20 protein-coding genes are annotated in these 22,204 nt (G+C 69.6%); 10 read left to right on the forward strand and 10 right to left on the reverse strand.

What is annotated here, in order from left to right; all coding sequences use genetic code 11:
* The first annotated feature begins 1 nt into the window (after position 1).
* Positions 2–766, forward strand: a complete 765-nt coding sequence (locus KM933_RS06710) for a DUF3159 domain-containing protein (protein WP_221349146.1) — start codon at positions 2–4, stop codon at positions 764–766.
* 307 nt (positions 767–1,073) lie between these two features.
* Here KM933_RS06710 and KM933_RS06715 read toward each other — a convergent pair whose 3' ends face one another.
* Together KM933_RS06715 and KM933_RS06720 are read right to left on the reverse strand one after the other, a co-directional pair.
* Entirely contained in the window at positions 1,074–1,751 is a 678-nt protein-coding gene (locus KM933_RS06715) for a potassium channel family protein (RefSeq protein ID WP_221349148.1), read from the reverse strand.
* Positions 1,751–2,422 (reverse strand): potassium channel family protein, encoded by a 672-nt coding sequence (locus tag KM933_RS06720; protein WP_221349150.1) that lies wholly within the window; start codon positions 2,420–2,422, stop codon positions 1,751–1,753. The genes KM933_RS06715 and KM933_RS06720 overlap by 1 nt, the downstream gene beginning before the upstream one ends.
* A gap of 498 nt (positions 2,423–2,920) precedes the next feature.
* Here KM933_RS06720 and KM933_RS06725 point away from each other — a divergent pair, with 498 nt between their 5' ends.
* From KM933_RS06725 to KM933_RS06750, 6 genes are all read left to right on the forward strand, one after another.
* Complete coding sequence (locus KM933_RS06725) at positions 2,921–4,972, forward strand: APC family permease (RefSeq protein WP_221349152.1); 2,052 nt, start codon at positions 2,921–2,923, stop codon at positions 4,970–4,972.
* Between the two features lie 192 nt (positions 4,973–5,164).
* On the forward strand, positions 5,165–6,505 hold the full coding sequence (locus tag KM933_RS06730) for a class I SAM-dependent RNA methyltransferase (RefSeq protein ID WP_221349154.1): 1,341 nt from the start codon (positions 5,165–5,167) through the stop codon (positions 6,503–6,505).
* Positions 6,506–6,785: 280 nt separating this feature from the next.
* Positions 6,786–6,980, forward strand: a complete 195-nt coding sequence (locus KM933_RS06735) for a ribbon-helix-helix protein, CopG family (protein ID WP_121749681.1) — start codon at positions 6,786–6,788, stop codon at positions 6,978–6,980.
* Positions 6,977–7,369 (forward strand): type II toxin-antitoxin system death-on-curing family toxin, encoded by a 393-nt coding sequence (locus tag KM933_RS06740; protein WP_221349155.1) that lies wholly within the window; start codon positions 6,977–6,979, stop codon positions 7,367–7,369. The genes KM933_RS06735 and KM933_RS06740 overlap by 4 nt, the downstream gene beginning before the upstream one ends.
* A 219-nt stretch (positions 7,370–7,588) precedes the next feature.
* Positions 7,589–8,008, forward strand: a complete 420-nt coding sequence (locus KM933_RS06745) for a hypothetical protein (RefSeq protein ID WP_260333158.1) — start codon at positions 7,589–7,591, stop codon at positions 8,006–8,008.
* 42 nt (positions 8,009–8,050) lie between these two features.
* Positions 8,051–8,812 (forward strand): transposase, encoded by a 762-nt coding sequence (locus KM933_RS06750; protein ID WP_221349157.1) that lies wholly within the window; start codon positions 8,051–8,053, stop codon positions 8,810–8,812.
* Between the two features lie 453 nt (positions 8,813–9,265).
* On the opposite strand, the gene KM933_RS06755 is transcribed toward KM933_RS06750, so the two are convergent.
* Genes KM933_RS06755 through KM933_RS06775 form a run of 5 tightly spaced genes read right to left on the reverse strand, consistent with a single transcriptional unit; the run spans position 9,266 to position 13,847 of the window.
* Entirely contained in the window at positions 9,266–9,715 is a 450-nt protein-coding gene (locus tag KM933_RS06755; protein ID WP_221349159.1) for a hypothetical protein, read from the reverse strand.
* Between the two features lie 10 nt (positions 9,716–9,725).
* Positions 9,726–10,793: a hypothetical protein gene (locus tag KM933_RS39040; RefSeq protein ID WP_260333159.1), complete on the reverse strand. Its 1,068-nt coding sequence runs from the start codon at positions 10,791–10,793 to the stop codon at positions 9,726–9,728.
* Positions 10,790–12,778: a hypothetical protein gene (locus tag KM933_RS06765; RefSeq protein WP_221349161.1), complete on the reverse strand. Its 1,989-nt coding sequence runs from the start codon at positions 12,776–12,778 to the stop codon at positions 10,790–10,792. The genes KM933_RS39040 and KM933_RS06765 overlap by 4 nt, the downstream gene beginning before the upstream one ends.
* Positions 12,775–12,993, reverse strand: coding sequence for a hypothetical protein (locus KM933_RS06770; RefSeq protein ID WP_260333160.1), 219 nt, complete (start codon positions 12,991–12,993; stop codon positions 12,775–12,777). Before KM933_RS06770 ends, KM933_RS06765 begins: the two co-directional genes overlap by 4 nt.
* 17 nt (positions 12,994–13,010) lie before the next feature.
* Positions 13,011–13,847 carry a helix-turn-helix domain-containing protein gene (locus KM933_RS06775; protein WP_308013279.1) on the reverse strand — a complete coding sequence of 279 codons (837 nt, stop codon included), beginning with the start codon at positions 13,845–13,847 and terminating at the stop codon, positions 13,011–13,013.
* A gap of 656 nt (positions 13,848–14,503) precedes the next feature.
* Between KM933_RS06775 and KM933_RS06780 the strand changes: the two genes are divergently transcribed.
* On the forward strand, positions 14,504–14,695 hold the full coding sequence (locus tag KM933_RS06780; protein WP_221349163.1) for a hypothetical protein: 192 nt from the start codon (positions 14,504–14,506) through the stop codon (positions 14,693–14,695).
* A 54-nt stretch (positions 14,696–14,749) separates the two neighbouring features.
* Here the strand turns inward: KM933_RS06780 and KM933_RS06785 are convergent, their stop codons facing one another.
* Positions 14,750–15,895: a helix-turn-helix domain-containing protein gene (locus KM933_RS06785; RefSeq protein WP_221349165.1), complete on the reverse strand. Its 1,146-nt coding sequence runs from the start codon at positions 15,893–15,895 to the stop codon at positions 14,750–14,752.
* Between the two features lie 166 nt (positions 15,896–16,061).
* Between KM933_RS06785 and KM933_RS06790 the strand changes: the two genes are divergently transcribed.
* Positions 16,062–16,667: a hypothetical protein gene (locus KM933_RS06790; protein ID WP_056789649.1), complete on the forward strand. Its 606-nt coding sequence runs from the start codon at positions 16,062–16,064 to the stop codon at positions 16,665–16,667.
* Between the two features lie 950 nt (positions 16,668–17,617).
* Here the strand turns inward: KM933_RS06790 and KM933_RS06795 are convergent.
* Positions 17,618–18,283 (reverse strand): TetR/AcrR family transcriptional regulator, encoded by a 666-nt coding sequence (locus tag KM933_RS06795; protein WP_221349167.1) that lies wholly within the window; start codon positions 18,281–18,283, stop codon positions 17,618–17,620.
* A gap of 108 nt (positions 18,284–18,391) precedes the next feature.
* On the opposite strand from KM933_RS06795, the gene KM933_RS06800 reads away from it, so the two are divergent.
* Entirely contained in the window at positions 18,392–19,339 is a 948-nt protein-coding gene (locus KM933_RS06800) for an SDR family NAD(P)-dependent oxidoreductase (protein WP_221349169.1), read from the forward strand.
* 605 nt (positions 19,340–19,944) lie between these two features.
* Here the strand turns inward: KM933_RS06800 and KM933_RS06805 are convergent.
* The gene (locus tag KM933_RS06805) at positions 19,945–21,372 is read right to left on the reverse strand and encodes an endo-1,4-beta-xylanase (protein ID WP_221349171.1); all 1,428 of its coding nucleotides are present in this window, start codon (positions 21,370–21,372) and stop codon (positions 19,945–19,947) included.
* Positions 21,373–22,204: the final 832 nt, after the last annotated feature.

Raw genomic sequence — 22,204 nt, forward strand, 5'->3', positions numbered from 1 at the left:
GGTGACGTCGCTCGACAAGCCGACCGAAGACACCCAGCGGGACGCGCAGGACTCGCGGGCGGTGACCGAGGCGGCCCTCTTCGAGGCGTTCGGCGGTCTGCGGGGCATGATCGAGACGGTCCTGCCGGGCCTGCTCTTCGTCACGATCTACACGATCAACAAGGACCTGCACTCGGCGGCCATCGCGGCCCTCGGCGTCTCGGTCCTGCTCGTGGTGGTCCGCCTCGTCATGAAGGACACCGTCAAGCACGCGTTCAGCGGTGTCTTCGGGGTCGCCTTCGGCGTCGTCTTCGCGATGATGACGGGCAACGCGAAGGACTTCTACCTGCCGGGCATGCTGTACACGCTCGGTCTCGCCCTCGCCTACATCATCACGACGCTCGCCGGTGTCCCCCTGATCGGCCTGATCCTCGGCCCGGTCTTCAAGGAGAACCTCTCCTGGCGCACGCGCAACCCGGGCCGCAAGAAGGCGTACGCGAAGGCCAGTTACGCCTGGGGCCTGATCCTGCTCGCCAAGTGCGCGATCCTCTTCCCGCTGTACTGGTGGGCCGACACGACCCGGTTCGGCTGGGTCCTGATCGCCCTGAAGATCCCGCCCTTCCTGCTCGCGGTATGGCTGACCTGGGTGTTCCTCGCGAAGGCGCCGCCGCCGATCGATGTGTTCGCCGAGATGGAGGCGGAGGAGAAGGCGGAGGAGGCGGAGAAGGAACGCCGGGCGGCGGGCCGGTCCGCCGACCAGGGTCCGGGGGCCGGTTCGCCGACCTGAGCCGGACGCCAGGTGCGCCGAGCAGGGCTGGGAGCCCGGTGCCGGAGCGGACCGCCCCGGGGGCAGCCCGCTCCCGGAGTTCCTCCCGGTCCCTTTCCGGCCTCGGCGTCGGTCCGGACGGTCTCGTCCTCGGACTCCTCCGGTCGCCGCCGGGAGGTGCCTCCGGCCGGGTCGGCGGGCGCCGGACGGGTGCCGGCCGAGCCGATGGGTGCCGGCCCGGCCGACGAGCGTCGCCCGGGCCGACCCATGGCGGGGCACAAGTGTCCGTGGACGGCAGGGCGGCAGGACGTCCTGCCGTCAGGACGTCTCAGCCCGTCGCGTCCTGGCGGCGTACGGACAGCAGGTCCTCCAACTGTTCCTCGCGCGCCTGTGCCGCCACGAACAGCAGTTCGTCGCCCGCCTCCAGGGAGTCCTCCCGGGTCGGGGTCAGCACCCGGGTGCCCCGGATGATGGTGACGAGCGAGGTGTCCTCGGGCCACGCCACGTCGCCCACCTGGGTGCCCGCGAGGGCGGACTCCGGGGGCAGGGTCAGCTCGACGAGGTTGGCGTCGCCGTGGCTGAAGCGGAGCAGGCGGACCAGGTCGCCGACGCTCACCGCCTCCTCCACCAGGGCCGACATCAGCCGGGGGGTCGACACGGCGACGTCCACGCCCCACGACTCGTTGAACAGCCACTCGTTCTTGGGGTTGTTGACGCGGGCGACGACCCGCGGAACCCCGTACTCGGTCTTCGCGAGCAGCGAGACGACGAGGTTGACCTTGTCGTCGCCCGTGGCCGCGATCACCACGTTGCAGCGCTGCAGCGCCGCCTCGTCCAGGGACGTGATCTCGCAGGCGTCGGCGAGCAGCCACTCCGCCATCGGGACGCGCTCGACCGAGATGGCGGTCGGCGCCTTGTCGACCAGCAGGACCTCGTGCCCGTTCTCCAGGAGCTCGCCCGCGATCGAGCGGCCCACGGCGCCGGCACCGGCAATGGCGACCCTCATCAGTGACCGCTCTCCTCTTCGGGGCCCTCGGCGAACGACGCCTCGACCTTCTCGATGTCGTCCGTGCGCATCATCACGTGCACCAGGTCGCCCTCCTGCAGCACCGTCTGCGAACTGGGCAGCATCGCCTCGCCCAGCCGGGTGAGGAAGGCCACACGCACCCCGGTCTCCTCCTGGAGCCGGCTGATCCGCTGGCCCACCCACGCCGTGGACGCGTGCACCTCGGCGAGCTGCACCCCGCCGGTGGGATCGCGCCACAGCGGCTCGGCGCCCGACGGCAGCAGCCGGCGCAGCATCTGGTCGGCCGTCCAGCGGACCGTGGCGACGGTCGGGATGCCCAGGCGCTGGTACACCTCGGCGCGGCGCGGGTCGTAGATGCGCGCCGCCACGTTCTCGATGCCGAACATCTCGCGGGCCACCCGGGCGGCGATGATGTTCGAGTTGTCGCCGCTGGAGACGGCCGCGAAGGCGCCCGCCTCCTCGATGCCCGCCTCGCGCAGGGTGTCCTGGTCGAAACCGACGCCGGTCACACGACGGCCGCCGAACCCGGAGCCCAGTCGCCGGAAGGCGGTGGGGTCCTGGTCGATCACGGCGACCGTGTGCCCCTGTTGCTCCAGGGTCTGGGCGAGAGCGGAACCCACTCTGCCGCAGCCCATGATGACGATGTGCACGCCCGTCCTTCCGGTGTGAAAAGTTACAGCTCAGGCTGAAACAGGGTCTCAGACCGACGCCCAAGCTACACACGCGCGGTCGGTCGGCGGCACCCCCGTGCATTTCGTGCACCCCTGTGCTCCCCACACACCTCCGCACTCCCCCCTGCACCACCGTGCACCGGTGCCCCGGCGGGGCCGCAATCCGGGGTCGCGATCAGCGGCGGCCGATGCTGCGCACACTGACGAGGGCGAGGACCCCGAGGCCGACAAGTCCCGCGGCGGCGCCGATGAGTTCAGCGGTGGCGTGCATGGAACCTCCATGAATCGGCAAAGGACGGTAAAGTCTTGGCTTTTTTCATATAGGCATGGAGATTCGCCCGACCAGGGAATTCATAAGCGGGGCCGCACTGGATTTCACTCGTAGAGCAGATCGTTGTCACAGATCCCTCCGGTCGGCCGCCGCGGAGGGCGGGGGAGGGTGGGCCGGACCTCGCCGGACCGCTTACGATCCTCCCCGTGTCCAAACTGACCGACGTGCCCAAACGGATCCTGATCGGGCGCGCACTGCGCAGTGACCGGCTGGGGGAGACACTCCTGCCGAAGCGCGTCGCCCTCCCCGTCTTCGCGTCCGACCCGCTCTCCTCCGTGGCGTACGCGCCCGGGGAGGTCCTGCTCGTCCTGTCCGTCGCGGGTGTGTCGGCCTACCACTTCAGCCCCTGGATCGCCGTCGCGGTCGTCGTGCTGATGTTCACCGTCGTGGCGTCGTACCGGCAGAACGTGCACGCCTACCCCAGCGGCGGCGGCGACTACGAGGTGGCCACCACCAACCTCGGCCCCAAGGCCGGTCTCACCGTCGCCAGCGCGCTGCTCGTGGACTACGTCCTCACCGTCGCCGTGTCGATCGCGTCGGGCATCGAGAACCTCGGCTCGGCCGTGCCGTTCGTCGTCGAGCACAAGGTGCTCTGCGCGACCGCCGTGATCGTGCTGCTCACGCTGATGAACCTGCGCGGCGTCAAGGAGTCGGGGAAGCTCTTCGCGATCCCGACGTACGTGTTCGTGGCCGGGGTCTTCCTGATGATCGCGTGGGGGGCGTTCCGCGGGATCGTCCTCGGCGACAGCATGGAGGCGCCGACCGCCGACTTCGAACTGAAGGCGGAGCACCAGGGGATCGCGGGCTTCGCCCTCGTCTTCCTCCTGCTGCGCGCCTTCTCCTCCGGCTGTGCCGCGCTCACCGGCGTCGAGGCGATCAGCAACGGCGTCCCGGCCTTCCGCAAGCCCAAGTCCAGGAACGCGGCGACGACCCTCGCCATGATGGGCCTGCTCGCCGTGACCATGTTCTGCGGCATCATCGGCCTGGCCATGGCCACGAACGTCCGCATGGCCGAGCAACCGGCGCACGACCTGCTGGAGAACGGCGTCGCGGTCGGCTCCGACTACGTCCAGGACCCGGTGATCTCCCAGGTCGCCGAAGCGGTGTTCGGCCACGGCAGCATCCTGTTCGTCGTGCTCGCGGCGGCCACCGCGCTCGTCCTGTTCCTGGCGGCGAACACCGCGTACAACGGCTTCCCGCTGCTCGGCTCGATCCTCGCCCAGGACCGGTACCTGCCCCGCCAGCTGCACACCCGCGGCGACCGGCTCGCCTTCTCGAACGGCATCGTGCTGCTCGCCGGCGCGGCCATCCTGCTGATCTGGGTCTACGGCGCCGACTCGACCCGCCTCATCCAGCTCTACATCGTCGGTGTGTTCGTGTCCTTCACGCTGAGCCAGACCGGCATGGTCCGGCACTGGAACCGCCACCTGGCCACCGAGAAGGACCCGGCCAAGCGCCGCCGCATGATCCGCTCCCGCGCCATCAACGCCTTCGGTGCCTTCTTCACGGGGCTGGTGCTGGTCGTGGTCCTCGGCACCAAGTTCACCCACGGCGCCTGGGTCGCCCTGCTCGGCATGGTGATCTTCTACGCGACGATGTCCGTGATCCGCAGGCACTACGACCGGGTGGCCGCGGAGATCGCCGCGCCCGAGGGCCCGTCCGACGACAGCCTGCGCCCCTCCCGGGTCCACTCCGTCGTCCTGATCTCCAAGATCCACCGGCCGACGCTGCGCGCCCTCGCCTACGCCAAGCTGATGCGCTCCGACACCCTGGAGGCGCTCAGCGTCAACGTCGACCCGGCCGAGACGAAGGCCCTGCGCGACGAGTGGGAGCGACGCGGCTTCACCGTGCCGCTCAAGGTCCTCGACTCGCCGTACCGCGAGATCACCCGGCCGGTCATCGAGTACGTGAAGGGGCTGCGCCGCGAGTCCCCGCGCGACGTGGTGTCGGTGATCATCCCCGAGTACGTGGTCGGCCACTGGTACGAACAGCTGCTGCACAACCAGAGCGCGCTGCGGCTCAAGGGCCGGCTGCTGTTCACGCCGGGCGTGATGGTGACGTCCGTGCCCTACCAGCTGCAGTCCTCGGAGGTGGCGAAGAAGCGGGCCCGCAGGCGGCAGGAGTGGACGGCTCCGGGTTCGGTGCGGCGGGGCCCGGCGGAGCACCGCCCGAAGGAACCGTCGACGCCCAAGCGCTGAGAGGCCGAGAAGCCGAGAAGCCGAGAGATCGAGAAGCCGAAGGTCGAGAAGCCGAGAGGTCGGGCAGGCAGGCCGGCGGTCTCGTGGCGAGCGGCCGGGCGGCGCCCGCGTAGACTGGTGGGCTGGCGTCCGGCCGTTCCGTCCGGTCCGACCGTCCGTTCCCTCCCCTCTCGCATCTGGAGTCACCCCGTCATGCAGGCAGAACCGAAGAAAACGCCGGCGGGGACGCTCGTGGGTCAGGAGTACGAGGTCGAGGTCGGCCCCGTCGCGCACGGCGGGCACTGCATCGCCCGTACCGACGCCGGCCAGGTCCTCTTCGTACGGCACGCGCTGCCCGGCGAGCGGGTCGTGGCGCGGGTGACCGAGGGCGAGGAGGGCGCGCGCTTCCTGCGCGCCGACGCGGTCGAGGTCCTGGAGGCGTCCAAGGACCGTATCGAGGCCCCGTGCCCCTACGCCCGCCCCGGGCGCTGCGGTGGCTGCGACTGGCAGCACGCCAAGCCGGGCGCGCAGCGCCGCCTGAAGGGCGAGGTGATCACCGAGCAGCTCAAGCGGCTCGCCGGCCTCACTCCGGAGGAGGCCGGCTGGGACGGCACGGTGATGCCGGCCGAGGGCGACAAGCTGCCCGCCGGACAGGTGCCCTCCTGGCGTACGCGCGTGCAGTACGCGGTCGACGAGGACGGCAACGCCGGTCTGCGCCGCCACCGCTCGCACGAGGTCGAGCCGATCGAGCACTGCATGATCGCCGCGGACGGCATCTCCGAACTGGGCATCGAGCAGCGCGACTGGTCCGGCATGGCCTCGGTCGAGGCGATCGCCGCGACGGGCTCGCAGGACCGCATGGTCATCCTCGAACCGAAGCCCGGCGCGCGCCTGCCCCTCGTCGAACTCGACAGGCCCGTCTCCGTGATGCGGGTCGAGGAGCACGACGGCGGCATCCACCGCGTGCACGGCCGCGCGTTCGTGCGCGAACGCGCCGACGGCCGTACGCACCGGGTCGGCAGCGGCGGCTTCTGGCAGGTCCACCCGATGGCGGCCGACACCCTGGTCAAGGCCGTGATGCAGGGCCTGCTCCCGCGCAAGGGCGACATGGCGCTCGACCTCTACTGCGGCGTCGGCCTCTTCGCGGGCGCCCTCGCCGACCGCCTCGGCGACAAGGGCGCGGTCCTCGGCATCGAGTCCGGCAAGCGCGCGGTGGAGGACGCCCGGCACAACCTGGCCGCGTTCGACCGGGTCCGCATCGAGCAGGGCAAGGTCGAGACGGTCCTGCCGCGCACCGGCATCACCGAGGTCGACCTGATCGTCCTGGACCCGCCGCGGGCCGGAGCCGGCAAGAAGACGGTCCAGCACCTGTCGTCACTGGGCGCCCGCAAGATCGCGTACGTGGCCTGCGACCCGGCGGCACTGGCCCGGGACCTGGCGTACTTCAGGGAGGGCGGCTACCGGGTGCGGACACTGCGGGCGTTCGACCTGTTCCCGATGACGCACCATGTGGAGTGCGTGGCGATCCTGGAGCCTATCCCGAGGGGCGCCTGACCTGCGGTTTTGTTGCTCTGGTGGGTTGCTCGACCCGTTTCCCTCCGTGCAGCGGTTCAATCGGGCGGGTCGACCCTTGAGAGCTATCTGACCTGCGAGTTCGTGAGGAGTGCGCTGCATCAGGGCGACGCTTCAGATGTCTCTTCGGGGATCTTGACGCTCGGACGACGCTCGTAATGGCGTCTCTACCATGCCTTCGCGTGAGCGGCGCAAGCGACCGCTTGGTTCCGCGTTCGCGGAGTCGAGAGCGCCATTGATACCATCCCGGTATCATGGTCGTATGGCGATGACACTCCGACTCCCCGACGACCTTGACGCGAAGCTCACCGAGCGAGCTCGCCGGGAGGGCCGCAGTAAGCAGGAACTCGCCATCGAGGCCATCCGTGACGCCCAGAACCGGGCCGAGCTGAAGGTCGATGACGTCTTGGTCGAGCTCATGGACAGTGATGCGGAGATCCTGGACTACCTGAAGTGACCGACGTGCGCTACATCCAGCTCGACGAGATCCTGGCCATCGCCCGTACGGTCAACGGCACCGAGCACAGCGTGCGTGACATGGGCCTTCTGGTGACGGCGATCGAGAGACCCCGGACGAACGTGTTCGGAGTCGAGCTGTATCCCACGCTGCACGAGAAGGCTGCGGCGCTGCTGCACTCCGTCGCCCGCAATCACGCGCTGATCGACGGCAACAAACGGACCGCCTGGCTCGCCATGCGTGTCTTCCTGCGGTTCAACGGCGCCAGTGCCAGTACCGTCCCGCCGCCCGTCTCCGTTGCCGGCCCGTTCGTCGAGGACGTCGCGCAGGACAACGTCGATGTACCGGCCATTGCCAAGCGCCTATCGGCCTGGTTCCCCGTTTTCTGACGTTCGACGACGTGAGGGCAGGGCGCGTGCGTGCCCTGCCCTCAGGTGCGATCCGGCTCTGCTCAGGTCAAGCCGGAAGGGGACGCTGTGTACTGGAAGGCGTGGCTCCCTTTAAGGGCTGTCCCGTAAGTGATCTTCGAGCCGGTTGGGATCAGAGCCCCGCACACGGGTGACCGAGTCCTGATGGCAGGATGATCGGCCCGACGATCCTGAGGGGCCATGTCCGTGCACACCCCTGCCGACTACCTCGAACTGGCGCATGCCGAGAGCGACAGCGCCGTTCTGCATCGACTCGCGCGGTGTCCGTACCCCTTCGTCTGGCAGGCGCTGGCCGCCAATCCTTCCACGGCGCCTGGCACTCTGCTGGAACTGAGCACGGCCCGAGACAGCGCCTGGAACGACAACAGGCTCCTTCGCCTGCTGGCGGAACATCCGAGCGCGGACCACACCGTGCTGCGAGCCGTCCGTGACGCCGTGGCGGCGAAGCTCGCCGAAGGCGAACGACCCTATGCCGCTGTGCTTGTGCTGGCGGGACGGACGGAAGTGGCGGCGGCAGAAGTGCGACGACTCGGGACTCTGCGTGGGGCTTCTGCGCGTCTGCGCAGTCAGCTGGATCGGCACTTGTGGCTCCGTACTTGACCCGTGCCCATCCCGGTCGGCTCCAGGTGGAACGATCCTGATGTGACTGCAGTGATCACGGCGTCGGGGCCGTCCTGGATAGGCCCTTTCACCGGGCTGAGCCCGCGCTGCTTCGGTAAGCTGGTGACCGCCGTGCGGCGCGAAACCGCTACCGAGCTCCAGCCTGGGCGGCCCTGGGGGCTCCCGCTCGAGGATCGCATCCTGCTTGTCACGGTCTACTGGCGAACGGACTTGAAGATGCGCCAGATTGCTCCATTGTTCGGCATTTCGAAGTCCGCGGCGGACCGGGTCATCGATCACCTCGGACCGTTGCTCGCGCTGCAGCCGCGCAAGCGGTTCCGCAAGGACACCGTGCTGATCGTGGACGGCACCCTCGTGCCCACCCGCGACCACACGGTTTCCGAGCAGTCGAAGAACTACCGCTATTCCACGGCCCGTCAGGTGGTCATCGACACTCACCCGGTCGTCGTGGTCGGCCAGCCCCTGCCCGGCAACCGGCACGACTCCCGCGGCTGGGGAGAATCCGGCGCCAAGGCCGCCATCGGCATCACGATGACCATCGCCGACGGCGGCTACCAAGGCACCGGTCTGGTCATCCCGCACCGCCGAGGCAAGAGTGAAGAACCCCCGGCCTGGAAAGCGGAACACAACCGCTCCCACAAGCAGATCCGGGCCCGCGTCGAGCACACCTTCGTCCGCATGAAGGGCTGGAAAATCCTGCGCGACTGCCGCCTCAAAGGCGACGGCGTCCATCACGCCATGCTCGGTGCCGCCCGACTGCACAACCTCGCTCTCGCCGGATAGGCGAAGCGGCGGCACCGCGACCGAGCCCGCCGCCACCGACCCCAAGATTGTTACGGGACAAGCCTTGGACGCGGGATACCGGACAGCAGCCGCAGGCTTTCCGCTCGAGTTCTTGGCTCGGGTCACCGGGTGACGCTGGGTGCCTTACCCCGGCGTCACGTACCCGGCGCCGATGCGATCGACGGCCCCTGCGCCAACGCGGCGACGGGGGACACCTGAGTTGACGCACACCTCTTGCCGGTCCCCGCCCCGTCGCTCGGCGTGATGTCGACGATGACGACAACCTCGTCGGATGGATTCCGGGGTGCCGTGACCATCGGGCGCGCGTAGCTACGCTGCGCGCCTGCCTCGGGACGGCCGACTCGTGTTGCCCACAGCACCCATATCGTCCGAGCCGAGGCAGGAACGGGTTGACCGAGCACAGGAGCGCGCGGTGCCCTCCCTGCGCCGGCGCTACTGGCGATCCGCGCGATCGACGTGATCCATGTGGAAGGTCAGCCCGGCAACGCTGCCCGACTGGATGACAGGACCGTGCTGGACTCCGCCGCTGATGCGGTTGTCCACCGTGCGCCGGCTGTCTGTCGCGGACGCCGAGAGTTGCAGTAACGAGGTCAGCAGAGCGCGTAGGGCTTCGTCGCTGTCGTCGTCGGCTTCTGCCAGTCGGCGCAGACGGGCACCATATCGTCGGCTGATCTCGCGGGCGGTCCGTTCACGTTCCGTGGCGTCGGCGCCGAGGAGCCGGGTCCTTGCGTCCTGCAGGTCGTCGAACGTGCCGGGGTCCGCGCCTGTGCGGGTCAGGTACCGCCCGACGAGTTCCCGGGCGTGTGTCCAGGAGTCGGTGACCATGAGAGAGACCAGTGTGGTGGCACCCGACGCCACGAGTACGGCCAGTTCGCTGTCCATACGTCTTCTCCTAGGCGAGAGGAGACTCGGAGGCAGGTGCCTCGTCGTCGTCCGGAGCGAGGGACGCCGGCGGATCGAAGTGGTGCTGGATTTCCTCGGCGGTCTCGTGGCGGTTCTGCTCCTTGATGAGGCCGGCGATCTGTGCGGCGAGCATCGGGCGGCGTACATCTCCGTCGGTGAAACCGATGCTGTTCAGGAAGTCGGACAGGTGCATCGTGGCCGTCTCCCGTCCCTGTGGCGCTGAGGGAGGCTCCTCCCGAGGAAAGTCCGGCGTCGTCGGCTCGCCGGCTTGCTGGGAGATCAGATCCCGGAGCCGTTCGGGAATGTTGGTGTCATTGGCCGCCGAGGTGAGCTGAGCGAGCAGGGCCAGGTCGTTCACCGTATGTTCCACGTGTTCGTCGTTCTTGGTGAGCCACCAGACGACGGCGCTGCCGGTGTTCTTGAGGACGTCCTCGCCCAGGTACCGGCGCCTGCTCTGCTCGTACTTGCGCTGGTGCACCCAGACTTCCTCGTCCTTGCGTACGTCGGCGAGCTTGTCGAGACGCTCCCGGTCCTGCTCCGCCAGGACGAGCTGGATGTTCTCCGCCATCGCCTGGAGGTGCCCGGTGGGCTCAGGCAGCATCCGGCTGAGGGCGCCGGACAGTTCCTGCTCGACGAGTGAGGCCCGGACCGGTTCTCGTTGCTCGGTGATGGCGCGGGCCCGTTTCAGGACCGCGTCGACGGCGAGGCCCGCCGGGTTGAGAACGCGGGCACCCGCCGGCGTGTCGACGAGGTACCAGCGCACCGTCGCGGAGAAGGCGAAGTCGTAGTCGGCCCACTTGCTGGGCAGCACAACCTTGCTGACGCGATGTTCCGTGCGTTCCACGGGGGCGGCCGTGAGCTGCTCTTCGAAAACCACCGGTACCGTGCCGCGGCGCATCGCGGCGATCCGGAAGACGACTGCGGGGACGACGAGCAGCAGCACTGCCAGCAGTGGCCAAGCCCATGCCGGCCACCGCTGCGTCAGACCGACGATGCTCAGCAGGAGACCGCTCAGAACGGTGAGGAAGACGGTTGTGGTTTTCCGTGCGGTGGTCATGGTCGAGTCCCCCCGGGTGATGTCGTCGGCGGTGTGGCCGGAGCGATGCTTTGAGCCGCGCTGATCTTGCGGAGCAGCAGACCGGTGGTCTCCGCGGCCCGCGCCGCATCTCCCGGGCCGGTGCGCTCGGCATCGCGGGCGCATGCGTACAGCAGAGCGAAGACCTTGCCCCGCTTCTCCGAGCACCGCTGTGCCGCACTGACGAGGAGATCGAGCAGGAGCCCGCCGTGCGGTCCGGTGTCGGCAGCCGCCCAGTGGAGCCAACGTCGTGCTTCGGTCTGCCACTGCGGAGGTGTCAGCCCGGCCAGTACCGCGTGCCAACAGGTCATCAGGGAGCCCTGCGCGACCTGTTCGTCGATCAGGGTGTGCGAGGTGCCGGTGTGCTGCGTCAACAGTTCGGGGTCGCTGGCCTGGAGGAAGATCCCGAGATCGGCGGGTGAGAAGTCGGAATGGGCGAGACGGTTGAGCAGCACGCGGTGCAGCCGGCGGCTGCGCGCCACCAGCTCGCACAGCGCCTGCCGGGCACGCGTCGTGCCGCGCTCACGCCGGGCCAGGTGGTGGAGCCTGACCAGGGCTTGATCGGGATGACTGGTCGCGAGGACGTCGGCACAGACACGGACCAACACCTGCGCGAACTCCCCCTTGAGACTCCGGTTGGCGCACCACTGGTAGATCTGCTCACGGAAGTACCTGGCGTGCACCGGGTCCGCCAGCCCGCAGGTGAGCGCATGAACGGCCGCTTCCAGACGGGACCGGCTCGTCCCACCGGTGCTCCAGTGTTCGACGAGGGCCCTCAAGCCGTCCGCACGTCCGGTCCGCAGATATTCACCAGCCACTCGTTCCACCAGGCCGTCGCGTACGAGGGGGACGACGTGCGGGTCGTTCAGCTCCACCACACTCGCCGCCCAGGTGCCGAGGTGAGGGCGGAGATCGGGCATGTGGTCCCAGAAATGGGCACGAACGGCGGAGTCGAAGTCCAGCCTCTCGAACCGGACCTGTCCGTTGGGAGTGGCAGTGGCCGAGATCTCAAGGAGTCGCTCGGCGAGGTCCCGGTGCTGCAGCGGCGAGTCGCCCTCCGGCGCAGGCCCGTTGGCGTTCAGCAGTTGCTCGGCCGCGCGGTGAACGACATCGGCATGCGCCCCGTGCAGCATGGACACCGTGATCAGCAGGGCCCGTTGCGGCGCCTCCCGCAGCTTGGTGACGAGCGCGGCGGCTTCCCGTCGGCCATCGTTTCGCGCCCGCCAGGCAGCCTCGCACCACTGACCGAATCCGTCTCCGGGCTGACCGGCTTCGCGTGCTCGGCGCACCAGATCGGCGAATTCTGCGATCTCCCGCATCGGCCTGTTCGCCGTCAGGAACCCGGTGACGGTGCCATCCGGCCGGAGATATTGCTCAGGCGGTACACCGTGAAGGCGCAGATGCCGCCGGAGAACGCCGATTTCGGGTGGCCGTTCGAGCACCACACGGCAGTACTGCAGGTCCGGGTCGAGAATGCCGCGGGTCGGCATGACCACGACCAGGTGAGCCCGCTGCTCGTGCACGGCCTTGCGCAGCGCCGGGAGGTCGGCCTGGGCCGCGGCCCAGCGGCGGTCGTCCGCGGCGGACAGATCCAGCAGCAACTGATCACCGGTCCCGACCAGAGCGGGGTCCTGGAGGGACAGCTCCCCCTCCTCACCGGGCAGGAGTTCGTGGAAGACGCCACTGTCCCGGTGATGTTCGTGCAGCAGTACGCGGGCCGCGGCCGACCGGCCGTTGCCCGGGGCACCGTCCAGGATGACGGTGCCGGTGTCGGCGAGTACGGCCCGAGCCTCACCCATACGCGGCGGAGCGACCAGTACGTAGCGCAGCCGGTGGAGTTGGTCCTCGGCGATGCGGCGGAACGCCGGCTTGTCCGAGTCCTGCAGCTGCGTTCCGATGTAGACGTCGCCGGGGCCCGTGACCGTGACGCCCGAGTCCCGGACCCAGGTACTGGTGTGCTGGCTCACCGGTCCTTGTCCTCGTGACCGTCCCGTTCACCGAACCGGTGCTGGACGGCGCCATGGTGGTCACCCTCGGCGTACGTCATCCCGTCGCCGCCCGATACATGACGTGAATGCGAGTAGATGTTGCCGTTCCCGGTGTGAACAGGACTATGGGCGCCCTTGACAACTGTGCCGACGTCACCGGTGAAGTCACGGCTCTGTACGGCTGTACCGTTCACGGTTCCGATGGAATTGGTCAGTGACCCTGCGCTTCGCGCTGTGCGGCGAGACCGCGGATCCGTGATGGCAGCACGCCGCTCTGCGCCCGGCGGGCCAGTGCGATCGTCTGCTCGGCGTCCTCCCGGTACAGCGTGACCAACGCCCTGCGGACCAGTGCATAACCGGCCAGCGCCTGATCGCCGCCGGCGGCGGCCAGGTCGACCGCACGCTGTGTCCACCACAGCGCCGCACGCTCGTCCCCGGTCTCCTGCACCAGCCAGCCCACGTACTCGGCGTACCGGGAACCGAGCGCCAGCAGGCGACGCCTGGTGGCACTGTCGCTCTGCGCCGACAACTCCCGCAGCGTGTGTGTCTGCGCGATCAGCACGGGCAGAAGCAGGCCGGGATCCACGGTCTGACCGAGTCTGCGGTAGTGCGTGAACAGGGAGCGTGAGGCTTCCAGCATGCCGGCGCCGGCGGCCGGGGAAGCCGGACCTGATCCGTCCGACCTCCAGGTCATCAGCGAGGCGACACCGGCGTTCATCACCTCACGCCGGCCCACGGGCCCGAACGAGTTCGGGCCGTCCGGTGACAACTGCATCATCCAGTTCTCCTCCTCGACCCGGCCTGGCGCCGACACGGCAGGTGAGTCGACAGCGGTAGGGGTGCCCAGGGCGATCAGTGCCCCGTCGGCACCGAGTGCGGCGTCGCACAGCCGCGCGAGATCACGGCTGGGCGCCTTGATGTCCCGCTCGACCTTGCTGAGCTGAGCCTTGCTGTAGTGCACGAGACCGGACAGGTCCGTAAGGCTCAGTCCGGCTTCCAGACGCCGCTTCCTCAGTTCCTCGCCGAACAGGGTGGACGGATGTGGCACGGAAACCTCCCGAACCCGGTCATCCGGGTCGAGGCGGTGCTGCACGAAAGAGTGCGGCACCAACTCCCGGACGGACAAGGCGATCGAAGCTGTTTCCCGTTTCCTTCTCCGACGCCGGGGCGCGACAAGCTCATGCGGGGCAGTTGGGTTCCCCAAGGGCCGGTGCCCGTGTTTCCGGCGGACGGCTGGGGCGCCTTCGTTCCAATGAGTGCGAGTGGGCGCTTGGGTGCCTGAGCCGAGATGCGGTCCGTCCGACACCATGGATCCGCATGATGACCCGAAGGAAAGCACAAGGAGGTCTTCGGCGCGCCCCCGCCCACGTGGCTGGGTCCGCGGCACAGCCGACGAGCCGCTTTATGAGCATCGGTGCCCGGGGGGCCGCCAGCGGCGGTGGTGTCCGAGGCGCACACCGTCACCGAAAGCAGCGAGCCCCGGCAGCCGGGGCTGGTGCCGAGTGCGGTGGTTGTCGTCCGCGTACGCGAGCCCCGGCGCCAGGACGCCCCCAGGAGCACCGCGGGGCCGCCGCGCGCCTCAGCACGTGCGTGCCCCGTCCGGTACGTAGTCGGTCACCATCCAGCCGTTCGGCCACTTCTCCGCCGTCGCCGTCGCGACGTAGCGGCGCGGCTGGTTCGTCGGGAGGGGGAAGGACCTTGTTGGTGCGGGTGTCGATGGTCTGCCACTTCGACAGGTCGACGCAGTCCTCGATCGTCGCGGTCGGCAGCTTCGCGACCGCGACGATCGAGGTCACCTTCGCGTCGTGTCCGAGCTCGCCCCGGATCACGGTGCGCTGTTCCTTCATGTGGGCCAGATCCGAACGGAACTTCGACAGCGCGTCGGTGCTTGCGTAGTTCTCCAGGTCGGTGCCCTTGGCAACGGCCTTCCCGTTCGAAGTTACTCATCGGTCACCCGGTCTGTGCAGAGTCCGAGTCTGTGATCCAGCGTCCTTCGGCGGAGTCGTGCACGTACGCCGGCCTCCCCCTGGTCCCGCTCGTGCGGAACGGCTTCCCGCCGTCCGTGATCCGCAGCGTCCCCGTACGGCCCCCGGCGCTCCACTCCAGCTCCAGGTACCAGCGGCAGTCGCAGCCCGCCGTCCGCGCGGAGACCAGCAGCTCCTCGGGGTCGGAGGAGGTGACCTTGTACGGGAAGGAGACGGCCGGGATCTTCCGGACCTTTGCGCCGGAGGCGTCAAGGCCGTCGACGGGCCTCGCGAGCGGGCGCGGTCGGTCGAGGTCCACGGCGAAGTGGCGCGGGGTGACGGCGCCGCCACAGCCGTTGTCCATCCGGTACGCGTTCCACGGCAGCGGCGCGGCGCGGTCGACCACGCGCACGTGCAGGGCATGGAGGACGACGGCGTCGGACGGCGACCGGCCCTGGACCGTGATCCGCACCAGCGCCTCCCCGCCGTGCACGGCACCGTGCGTCCCGGCCCACGCCCCGGAGTCGGCCGCGACCGGCGGCGGGGCGACCGCGCGGGGGGTCCGGTCCACGAGGTAGGTGTGCCCGCAGCCGCCCTCCCAGAGCTGGGAACCGATGCTCCAGGTGAAGGGGAGGGGGGCCGCGGTCCGCCCCGGAGCGGTGGAAGCGGGAGCGGGGGCGGAAGCCGTACGGGTTGGGTGGCCGAGCAGGGCGGCGGCGAGGGCGAGCACGACGAGGCCGACGGCGGCGGCGACGAGGAGGGGAGCGGGGGCGCCACGACGGGGGCGGGCGCGGTCCGCCTCCGGCGCGGACGGTTCCGGGTCCGATTCCGGCGCGGCCGACACGGCTGGCACAGGCGTGGGCGCGGACGAGGCCGCTCGGCGGCGGGCGCGGTCCGCCTCCGTCCAGGCCGCCTCCAGGGCCCGCCGCTCCTCCTCGTCCGCCCCGCACAGCAGGGCGAGGCGGTCGACCACGGCGAACTCCTGTGGGACGGTCGCGCCCGAGCAGTAGCGGTGGAGGGTGGACGCGCTGACGCTCAGCCGCCGGCCCAGCGCCTCGTAACTCCTCCCGTCCCGCGCCTTGAGCGCGCGCACGAGCCCCGCGAACTCCTCGACGGCGGCGTCCTTCGGCATTCCATCCCCCTCGACCCTGCGTCCCACCTTCACGTCCTTGCACGTCAGCGGGGGTGGAATGGTTCCGGGACGGCTGGTGGGCGCGTGATCGTTGCAGCCGGCGGGCGCCCGCCCCACGCTGGTTGAGCACTGACCGAACGAACGACCCGACGGGGGATCCACCACCATGAACAAGCTCCGCACCGCACTCGCCACCGCAGCCGCTGCCGCACTGGGCCTCGCGGCCCTCGCCACAGCCCCGGCGCAGGCCGCTGCCCAGCCCGCCTTCCTCGCCGCCTCCCAGATGCCGCCGTCGTCGACGCCGTGGACCGCCACCCAGGTCTTCACCGGCGTCCCGGAGAACGGCGGCGTCCTCTGCGCCCCGTACAAGATCCCGGCGCAGAACACCCGCTACCGCGAGTTCAGCACCGAGCTCGACACCAACGGCGTCCAGGTCACCACCGTCGCCCGTACCGAGGCCGACGCCGTGAAACTGGTCGACACCCTCCGCGGGGCCCTCGCCGGCTGCGGCCCCCTGCTGGAGCAGCAGAACCCGGGCCTGCAGGCCGTCAGCGCCTCCCATGGCAAGCTCGCCGTCGAGGAGGGCGCCTGGGTCTACAGCCTGGACACCGCCGACCCGCAGATCGGCATCTCCGACATCCACCTGTTCTCCGTCGGCCGCGACGGCCGCACCGTCACCCTCGTCCGCTGGGGCCAGATGGGCGACCTCGAGGACGCCCCGCTGACCGCCTTCCGCACCACGACGAAGACCGCCGTCAACAAGCTCCACTGAGCCGGGGGCTCCCCCGAGGGCTGACCACAGCTCGACAGCGGCGCGGCCGGAACCCGGGCGCGCCGCTGACGAGCCCACCTGCTCCGCCGGCGGCGACCACTTCCTGCCCTTCACCAGCATCGCCTGCACCCTCTTCTGCTACCGCAGACTCGCCGAGTGAGATGGTCTCTCAGCGTCAGGAACGTAGCCGCGCTTCCTGGAGCCGCTATGCCGAACAGCCGACACCGAAGAAGGCGACGATGTCGTTGCGATGTGCGGGCTGCTGGAGACGATCACCATCCGCAGGCCGCACACCGATGGTCCTCTCCCGCTGGCCGGGCAGGTACGGGTGGGGGCGGCGATGGACCTGTGCAGTGCCGTGCTCGCCGCCGTTCTGCCTTGTTGGCGGGCTGGTCCGAGTCGGTGCGTTCGCCGACGCGGCCATCGGCGAGAGGCGTGGCTGGAGTTGATGCACTCCAGCGTCATGCATTTTCCGGCCTTTACGGACGCTGACTTCGTCACCGAACACACTGCCGCCCACCCCTGTCATGGGGACGTCCTGCTACTTGTCGACCGTGACGCTCGTTCGATGCTCGTTCTGATGGGGTGCCACCTGACTGATTCTGCAGGTCGCCCCAGGCGGAGGGCGTGTTCTCGCGGGCTCTCATCAAGAATCACGTCATGCCCTACCGGGCGGACCGGGAGATGCGGGCCATCACTCGCATGGACGTCCAGAGCTGGATCCGCTCCCTCTCCCGCCCCATGTCCTGGAGGTCCTCGAAGCGATGACACTCCGACTCCCCGACGACCTTGACCGAAGCTCACCGAGCGGGCATCCGCGCGATCGACGTGCTCCACGTGGAAGGCCGGTCCGGCAACGGTGCCCGACTGGATGACAGGCTCGTGCTGGACTCCGCCCCTGATGCGGTTGTCCACCGTGTGTCAGGTGCCTGCTTGCGGTGCGCCGCGGGTCAGCTGCGGGGCAGCGCGCCCAGGAGAGTCGCGGTCAGGGCCAGCTTCAGGAAGTCCTCGACCTCCAGGTGGAAGCGGGCGAGGTCGGGCTCGGTCTCGTAGGCCGCCTGCAGGCTGGGCGGGGGTGTGCTGTACGCCGGCAGCGCGCCGGCCGTGAGCATGGTCTGCAGGCTGAACAGCGTCGCGTTCTCGCCCAGCTCCGGCAGGTACTCCAGGAGCAGGGTGGTCATGGTGGTCAGATGGCCCAGGGAGGCGCGCTTGTAGCGTGCGACGACCTCGACGGAGACGTTGCGTTCCAGGACGCTGCTCTGTGCGCCGAAGAGGTCGCACAGCACCACTCGGCCGGAGAGCGAGCGGCTGAGGATCTCGGCCACCGCTGCCGCTCGCCCGGCCATGGGCAGGTTCTCGTCGACGCCGGCGGCCAACTCGCCCGCCAGTTCCGTCAGCCATTCCTGCAGGAGGCGGTCCAGCAGTTCCAGCAGCACCGCCTCGCGGGACTCGAAGTAGCGCAGCACGTTCGGCTTCGCCAGCCCTACGCGGCGGCTGAGCTCGTTCAAGGTGATCGCGGCCACGGGCATCTCGTCGAGCATCGCCGACGCCATGTCGAGGATCGCCCGTCGGCGGATCTCCCGCTGCTCCTCGGTTCGCGCCCGCTGGAAAGTCACGATCACCACCCTAACTTAGGTACCGACGGTACGTTGACAACGTACCGGGAGTACTTTAATGTCGCAGACACAAGATACCTTCGGTACTTAATTGGGCGGGAGCTCGGCATGAGTGAAAAGTGGACGACGGCGAACATTCCGGACCAGCGCGGGCGGGTGGCCGTGGTGACCGGGGCCAACACCGGTCTGGGGTACGAGACCGCCAAGGCGCTCGCCGAGCGCGGGGCCTCCGTGGTGCTCGCCGTGCGCAACGTCGGCAAGGGCGAGCAGGCCGCGGCCCGCATGACCGGCGACGTGACCGTGCAGGCGCTGGACCTGACCTCGCTCGACTCCGTCCGGACCGCGGCGGCGGCGCTGCGGTCCCGGCTCGGCCGGCTCGACCTGCTGATCAACAACGCCGGCGTGATGTACACCCCGAAGCAGACCACCCGGGACGGCTTCGAGATGCAGTTCGGCACCAACCACCTCGGCCACTTCGCCCTCACCGGGCTGCTGCTGGACCTGATGCTGCCGGTGCCCGGCTCGCGCGTGGTGACGGTCAGCAGCACCGGCCACCGCATCCGGGCCGCGATCCACTTCGACGACCTGCAGTGGGAGCGGTCGTACGGCCGGGCCGCCGCCTACGGCCAGTCCAAACTGGCCAACCTCATGTTCACCTACGAACTGCAGCGCAGGCTCGCCGCGCACGGCACCACCGTCGCGGTGGCCGCACACCCCGGCCTGTCCAGCACCGAACTCGCCCGCAACAGCCCCGCCGCCCTCCGGCTTCCGCTCACCTGGCTCGCGCCCCTGATCACCCAGACGCCGGCGATGGGCGCGCTGCCGACCCTGCGCGCCGCCACCGACCCCGCTGTGCTCGGCGGCCAGTACTACGGACCCGGCGGAAGCTACGAGGTCAAGGGCCACCCCCGGCTGGTCACCTCCAGCCCGCAGTCGTACGAGGCAGCCGTCCAGCGGCGGCTGTGGGCCGTCTCCGAAGACCTCACCGGAGTGCGGTTCCCCGTCGCCGAGCCCGGACGGCACCCGCTTCCCGCCGGATCGGCCGTCACCCCGTGACCTCGTGATCCGCGTGGGTGACGGGTGCCGGCCCGCCCCGGCCCGAGCGGGCGGCGTCCGCCCCGGCGACGCGCACGCACCCCGCTTCGTGGGCGGCCCGCGTCCGGCGGCGGGTCCGCGGCCACCGGGCGGAAGCCGAGGGCGTGGTTCAGGGGTCCGGTGCTCGCGGAACCGCGCCTCGACGAACTCGTCGATCCCGGCGACCTGTTGATCGGGGTCCGTCACCTCCGCCGCCGGTGTATGCGTCATGTGGGGTATAGGTGTTATGTGTGGTATGAGCGCTGCGGGGCAGTGTCCCGCAGCTCGTCGATCCTGTTCGCCGGCGGTGAGTCGGACCGCCGAGTGGGCGGGTCATGGCTGTCGTGAGCGAGGCGAAGCGGCGGGCGCCCGCGGTGCCGGTCGGCGCCCGTGGCGCGGCGCGGTCGTCCGCACCGTGTACGGCGGTGTGTCGCCGTACACGGTGGCGGTTCACGCGCCGCGCCCGGAGGGAGGACCGTCCGGCGAGTGGAACGTACCGCTGGACGGTGCCAGGCACGGGGGAGCGCACGAACGCCGCTCCGGCCGACCTGCCTGGCGCCGCTCATCGGCGTGTGCGGCAGGTCCTGTCAGGTGCGGGCCCAGCGTTGGTTGCTGCCGTTCGAGCAGGAGTAGAGCTGGATCAGGGTGCCGTTGGCGGTGCCGCCCGCGGCGTCGAGGCAGAGGCCGGACTGCACGCCGACGACGGCTCCGTCGGAGGTGAGGCGCCATTTCTGGTTGTCGCCGCCCCAGCAGCTGTAGATCTGGACCTTGGAGCCGTTGCCGGTGCCGGCGGCGTCCAGGCACTTGTTGCCGTAGACCCTGAGCTCGCCGGCGTCGGTGTACGTCCACTGCTGGTTGGTGCCGCTGTGGCAGTCCCACAGCTGGAGCTGGGTACCGTCGGCGCTGCTGGTGCCGGGCACGTCCAGGCAGCGGCCCGAACCGGTTCCCTTGATCTGCCCGGAACCCTCGGGGGGCGTGGTGGAGCCGCCGTTGAGTGCGTTGAGGACGGCGGTGTAGGCGGGCTTCTTGCTGCCGTCACCGTTGAACAGCAGCGGCGTCTGCTCCGCTCGCCAGGAGTCGGTGTCGCGCACCCCCCATACGGTGATTCCGAGGCAGCGCGGGACGGCCAGGCAGTCGTTGGTCACGTTGGCGTAGGTCGAGGCCGGGGCGCCCTGGATGTCGAGTTCGGTGATGGCGACGTCGACGCCGAGGGCGGCGAAGTTCTGCAGGGTGGTGCGGAAGTTGCTGTTGTAGGGGCTGCCGCTGTTGAAGTGCGACTGGAAGCCGACGCAGTCGATCGGCACGCCGCGCTGCTTGAAGTCCCGGACCATGGCGTACATGGCCTGGGTCTTGGCCCAGGTCCAGTCCTCGACGTTGTAGTCGTTGTAGCAGAGCTTGGCCGCCGGGTCGGCGGCGCGCGCGGCGCGGAAGGCGACCTCGATCCAGTCGTTGCCGGTGCGTTGCAGGTTGGAGTCCCGCCGGGCTCCCGAACTGCCGTCGGCGAACGCCTCGTTCACGACGTCCCACTGGACGATCTTGCCCTTGTAGTGGGCCATCACGCCGTTGATGTGGTCGATCATCGCCTGGCGCAGCTGGCTGCCGCTGAGGCTCTGCATCCAGCCGGGCTGCTGGGAGTGCCAGGCCAGGGTGTGGCCGCGCACCTGCTTGCCGTTCTGCACCGCCCAGTTGTAGACGCGGTCGGCGGCGGTGAAGTTGAACTGGCCCCGCTGCGGTTCGGTGGCGTCGATCTTCATCTCGTTCTCGGCCGTCACCGAGTTGAACTCGCGGTTCGCGATCGTCGTGTACGCCGAGTCGCCCAGCTTGCCCGAGGCGATGGCGGTGCCGAAGTAGCGGCCGCTCTGCGCCGCGGCGGCGCCGAGCGTGCTCTCGGCGGCGTGTGCGGCCGGCGGTGCGACCAGTGCGGTGACCGCACCGAGGACTCCGACGACCAGCGCCAGCAGCAGGCCGTGGAGCTTGCGGCGGACAACGGGTCCGGGAAGGGCGTACGAGCCCATGCTTGTGCCTCCAGGGTAGGGATCACGGAAGGACCGAAGCGCGCAGGGGATTGCGTCGTCCGCTCCCGTCCGGCAGACGGGCGTGGCGGGCCGGAGCCCGGGCAGCGCGGAATCGCCGGACACCGCGGTCAGTGGCGCAGGTGCTTCTGGTGCGCGGATCTGTGGTGCGGTCGTGCGGAGCGCTGTCGTGCGGGGAGCTGTCGTGGGGGGAGCTGTCGTGCGGTACGGGTTGCCCGGGGTCGGATGGTTCGGGGTGTCGAGCCGAACTGCAGCCGGTTTCTCAGACAGGAATGATTGGGGCATTGACGATGCATCGTCAATGCTCTTCGCAAGAAAAGTTTCTGCTTCTCATGCGAAACTTTCGGGATCCCGGTGGGTCGGACGGTGAACCCCGGTGTCGTCGTCGGTGGGCGCCGTGGGGCTGGAGTTGAAGCCTGAGGTTGTGCCAGGCCGCCTCCGAACCGGCGCCGAGTGTGGTGCGGATCGGCTTTTCACCGGTGTGACATGCGACGTTTCGCGCGTGGGCTCGCACGAATGTTTCGGCATCGATGGCGACGCATGCGAGAGGTATTGACGCCGTTCGTCGGGTCCCTATCATTCAAAGCGCTCGACACTTCGACACTTGTTCGGTATCACGAACGCGTTGGGTCGCTCCATTGCCCGGGGGAGCGACTCCGGGTCGTACCGCCCGAACCTTTCTTCCTGGCGCCCATGCCGCCTGAAGGCAGCGGGTGCCACCGGTCTCCCGGAAGGCCGTGAAGGACCGGGAAGTGACAAGCGGCCCGCCGTGGCGCCCACGGATCGCCGTACACCGAACTACCGCATGCCTGCA

Source organism: Streptomyces beigongshangae (assembly GCF_019710745.1).
Taxonomy (GTDB): domain Bacteria; phylum Actinomycetota; class Actinomycetes; order Streptomycetales; family Streptomycetaceae; genus Streptomyces; species Streptomyces beigongshangae.

Excerpts from the sequence above, each read along its gene's own strand:
- KM933_RS06730 (WP_221349154.1), top strand. The coding sequence starts at position 5,165 with ATGCAGGCAGAACCGAAGAAAACGCCGGCGGGGACGCTCGTGGGTCAG.
- KM933_RS06785 (WP_221349165.1), bottom strand. The coding sequence starts at position 15,895 with ATGCCGAAGGACGCCGCCGTCGAGGAGTTCGCGGGGCTCGTGCGCGCG.
- KM933_RS06805 (WP_221349171.1), bottom strand. The coding sequence starts at position 21,372 with ATGGGCTCGTACGCCCTTCCCGGACCCGTTGTCCGCCGCAAGCTCCAC.
- KM933_RS06715 (WP_221349148.1), bottom strand. The coding sequence starts at position 1,751 with ATGAGGGTCGCCATTGCCGGTGCCGGCGCCGTGGGCCGCTCGATCGCG.
- KM933_RS06755 (WP_221349159.1), bottom strand. The coding sequence starts at position 9,715 with ATGGACAGCGAACTGGCCGTACTCGTGGCGTCGGGTGCCACCACACTG.
- KM933_RS39040 (WP_260333159.1), bottom strand. The coding sequence starts at position 10,793 with ATGACCACCGCACGGAAAACCACAACCGTCTTCCTCACCGTTCTGAGC.
- KM933_RS06745 (WP_260333158.1), top strand. The coding sequence starts at position 7,589 with ATGTCCGTGCACACCCCTGCCGACTACCTCGAACTGGCGCATGCCGAG.
- KM933_RS06735 (WP_121749681.1), top strand. The coding sequence starts at position 6,786 with ATGGCGATGACACTCCGACTCCCCGACGACCTTGACGCGAAGCTCACC.
- KM933_RS06790 (WP_056789649.1), top strand. The coding sequence starts at position 16,062 with ATGAACAAGCTCCGCACCGCACTCGCCACCGCAGCCGCTGCCGCACTG.
- KM933_RS06800 (WP_221349169.1), top strand. The coding sequence starts at position 18,392 with ATGAGTGAAAAGTGGACGACGGCGAACATTCCGGACCAGCGCGGGCGG.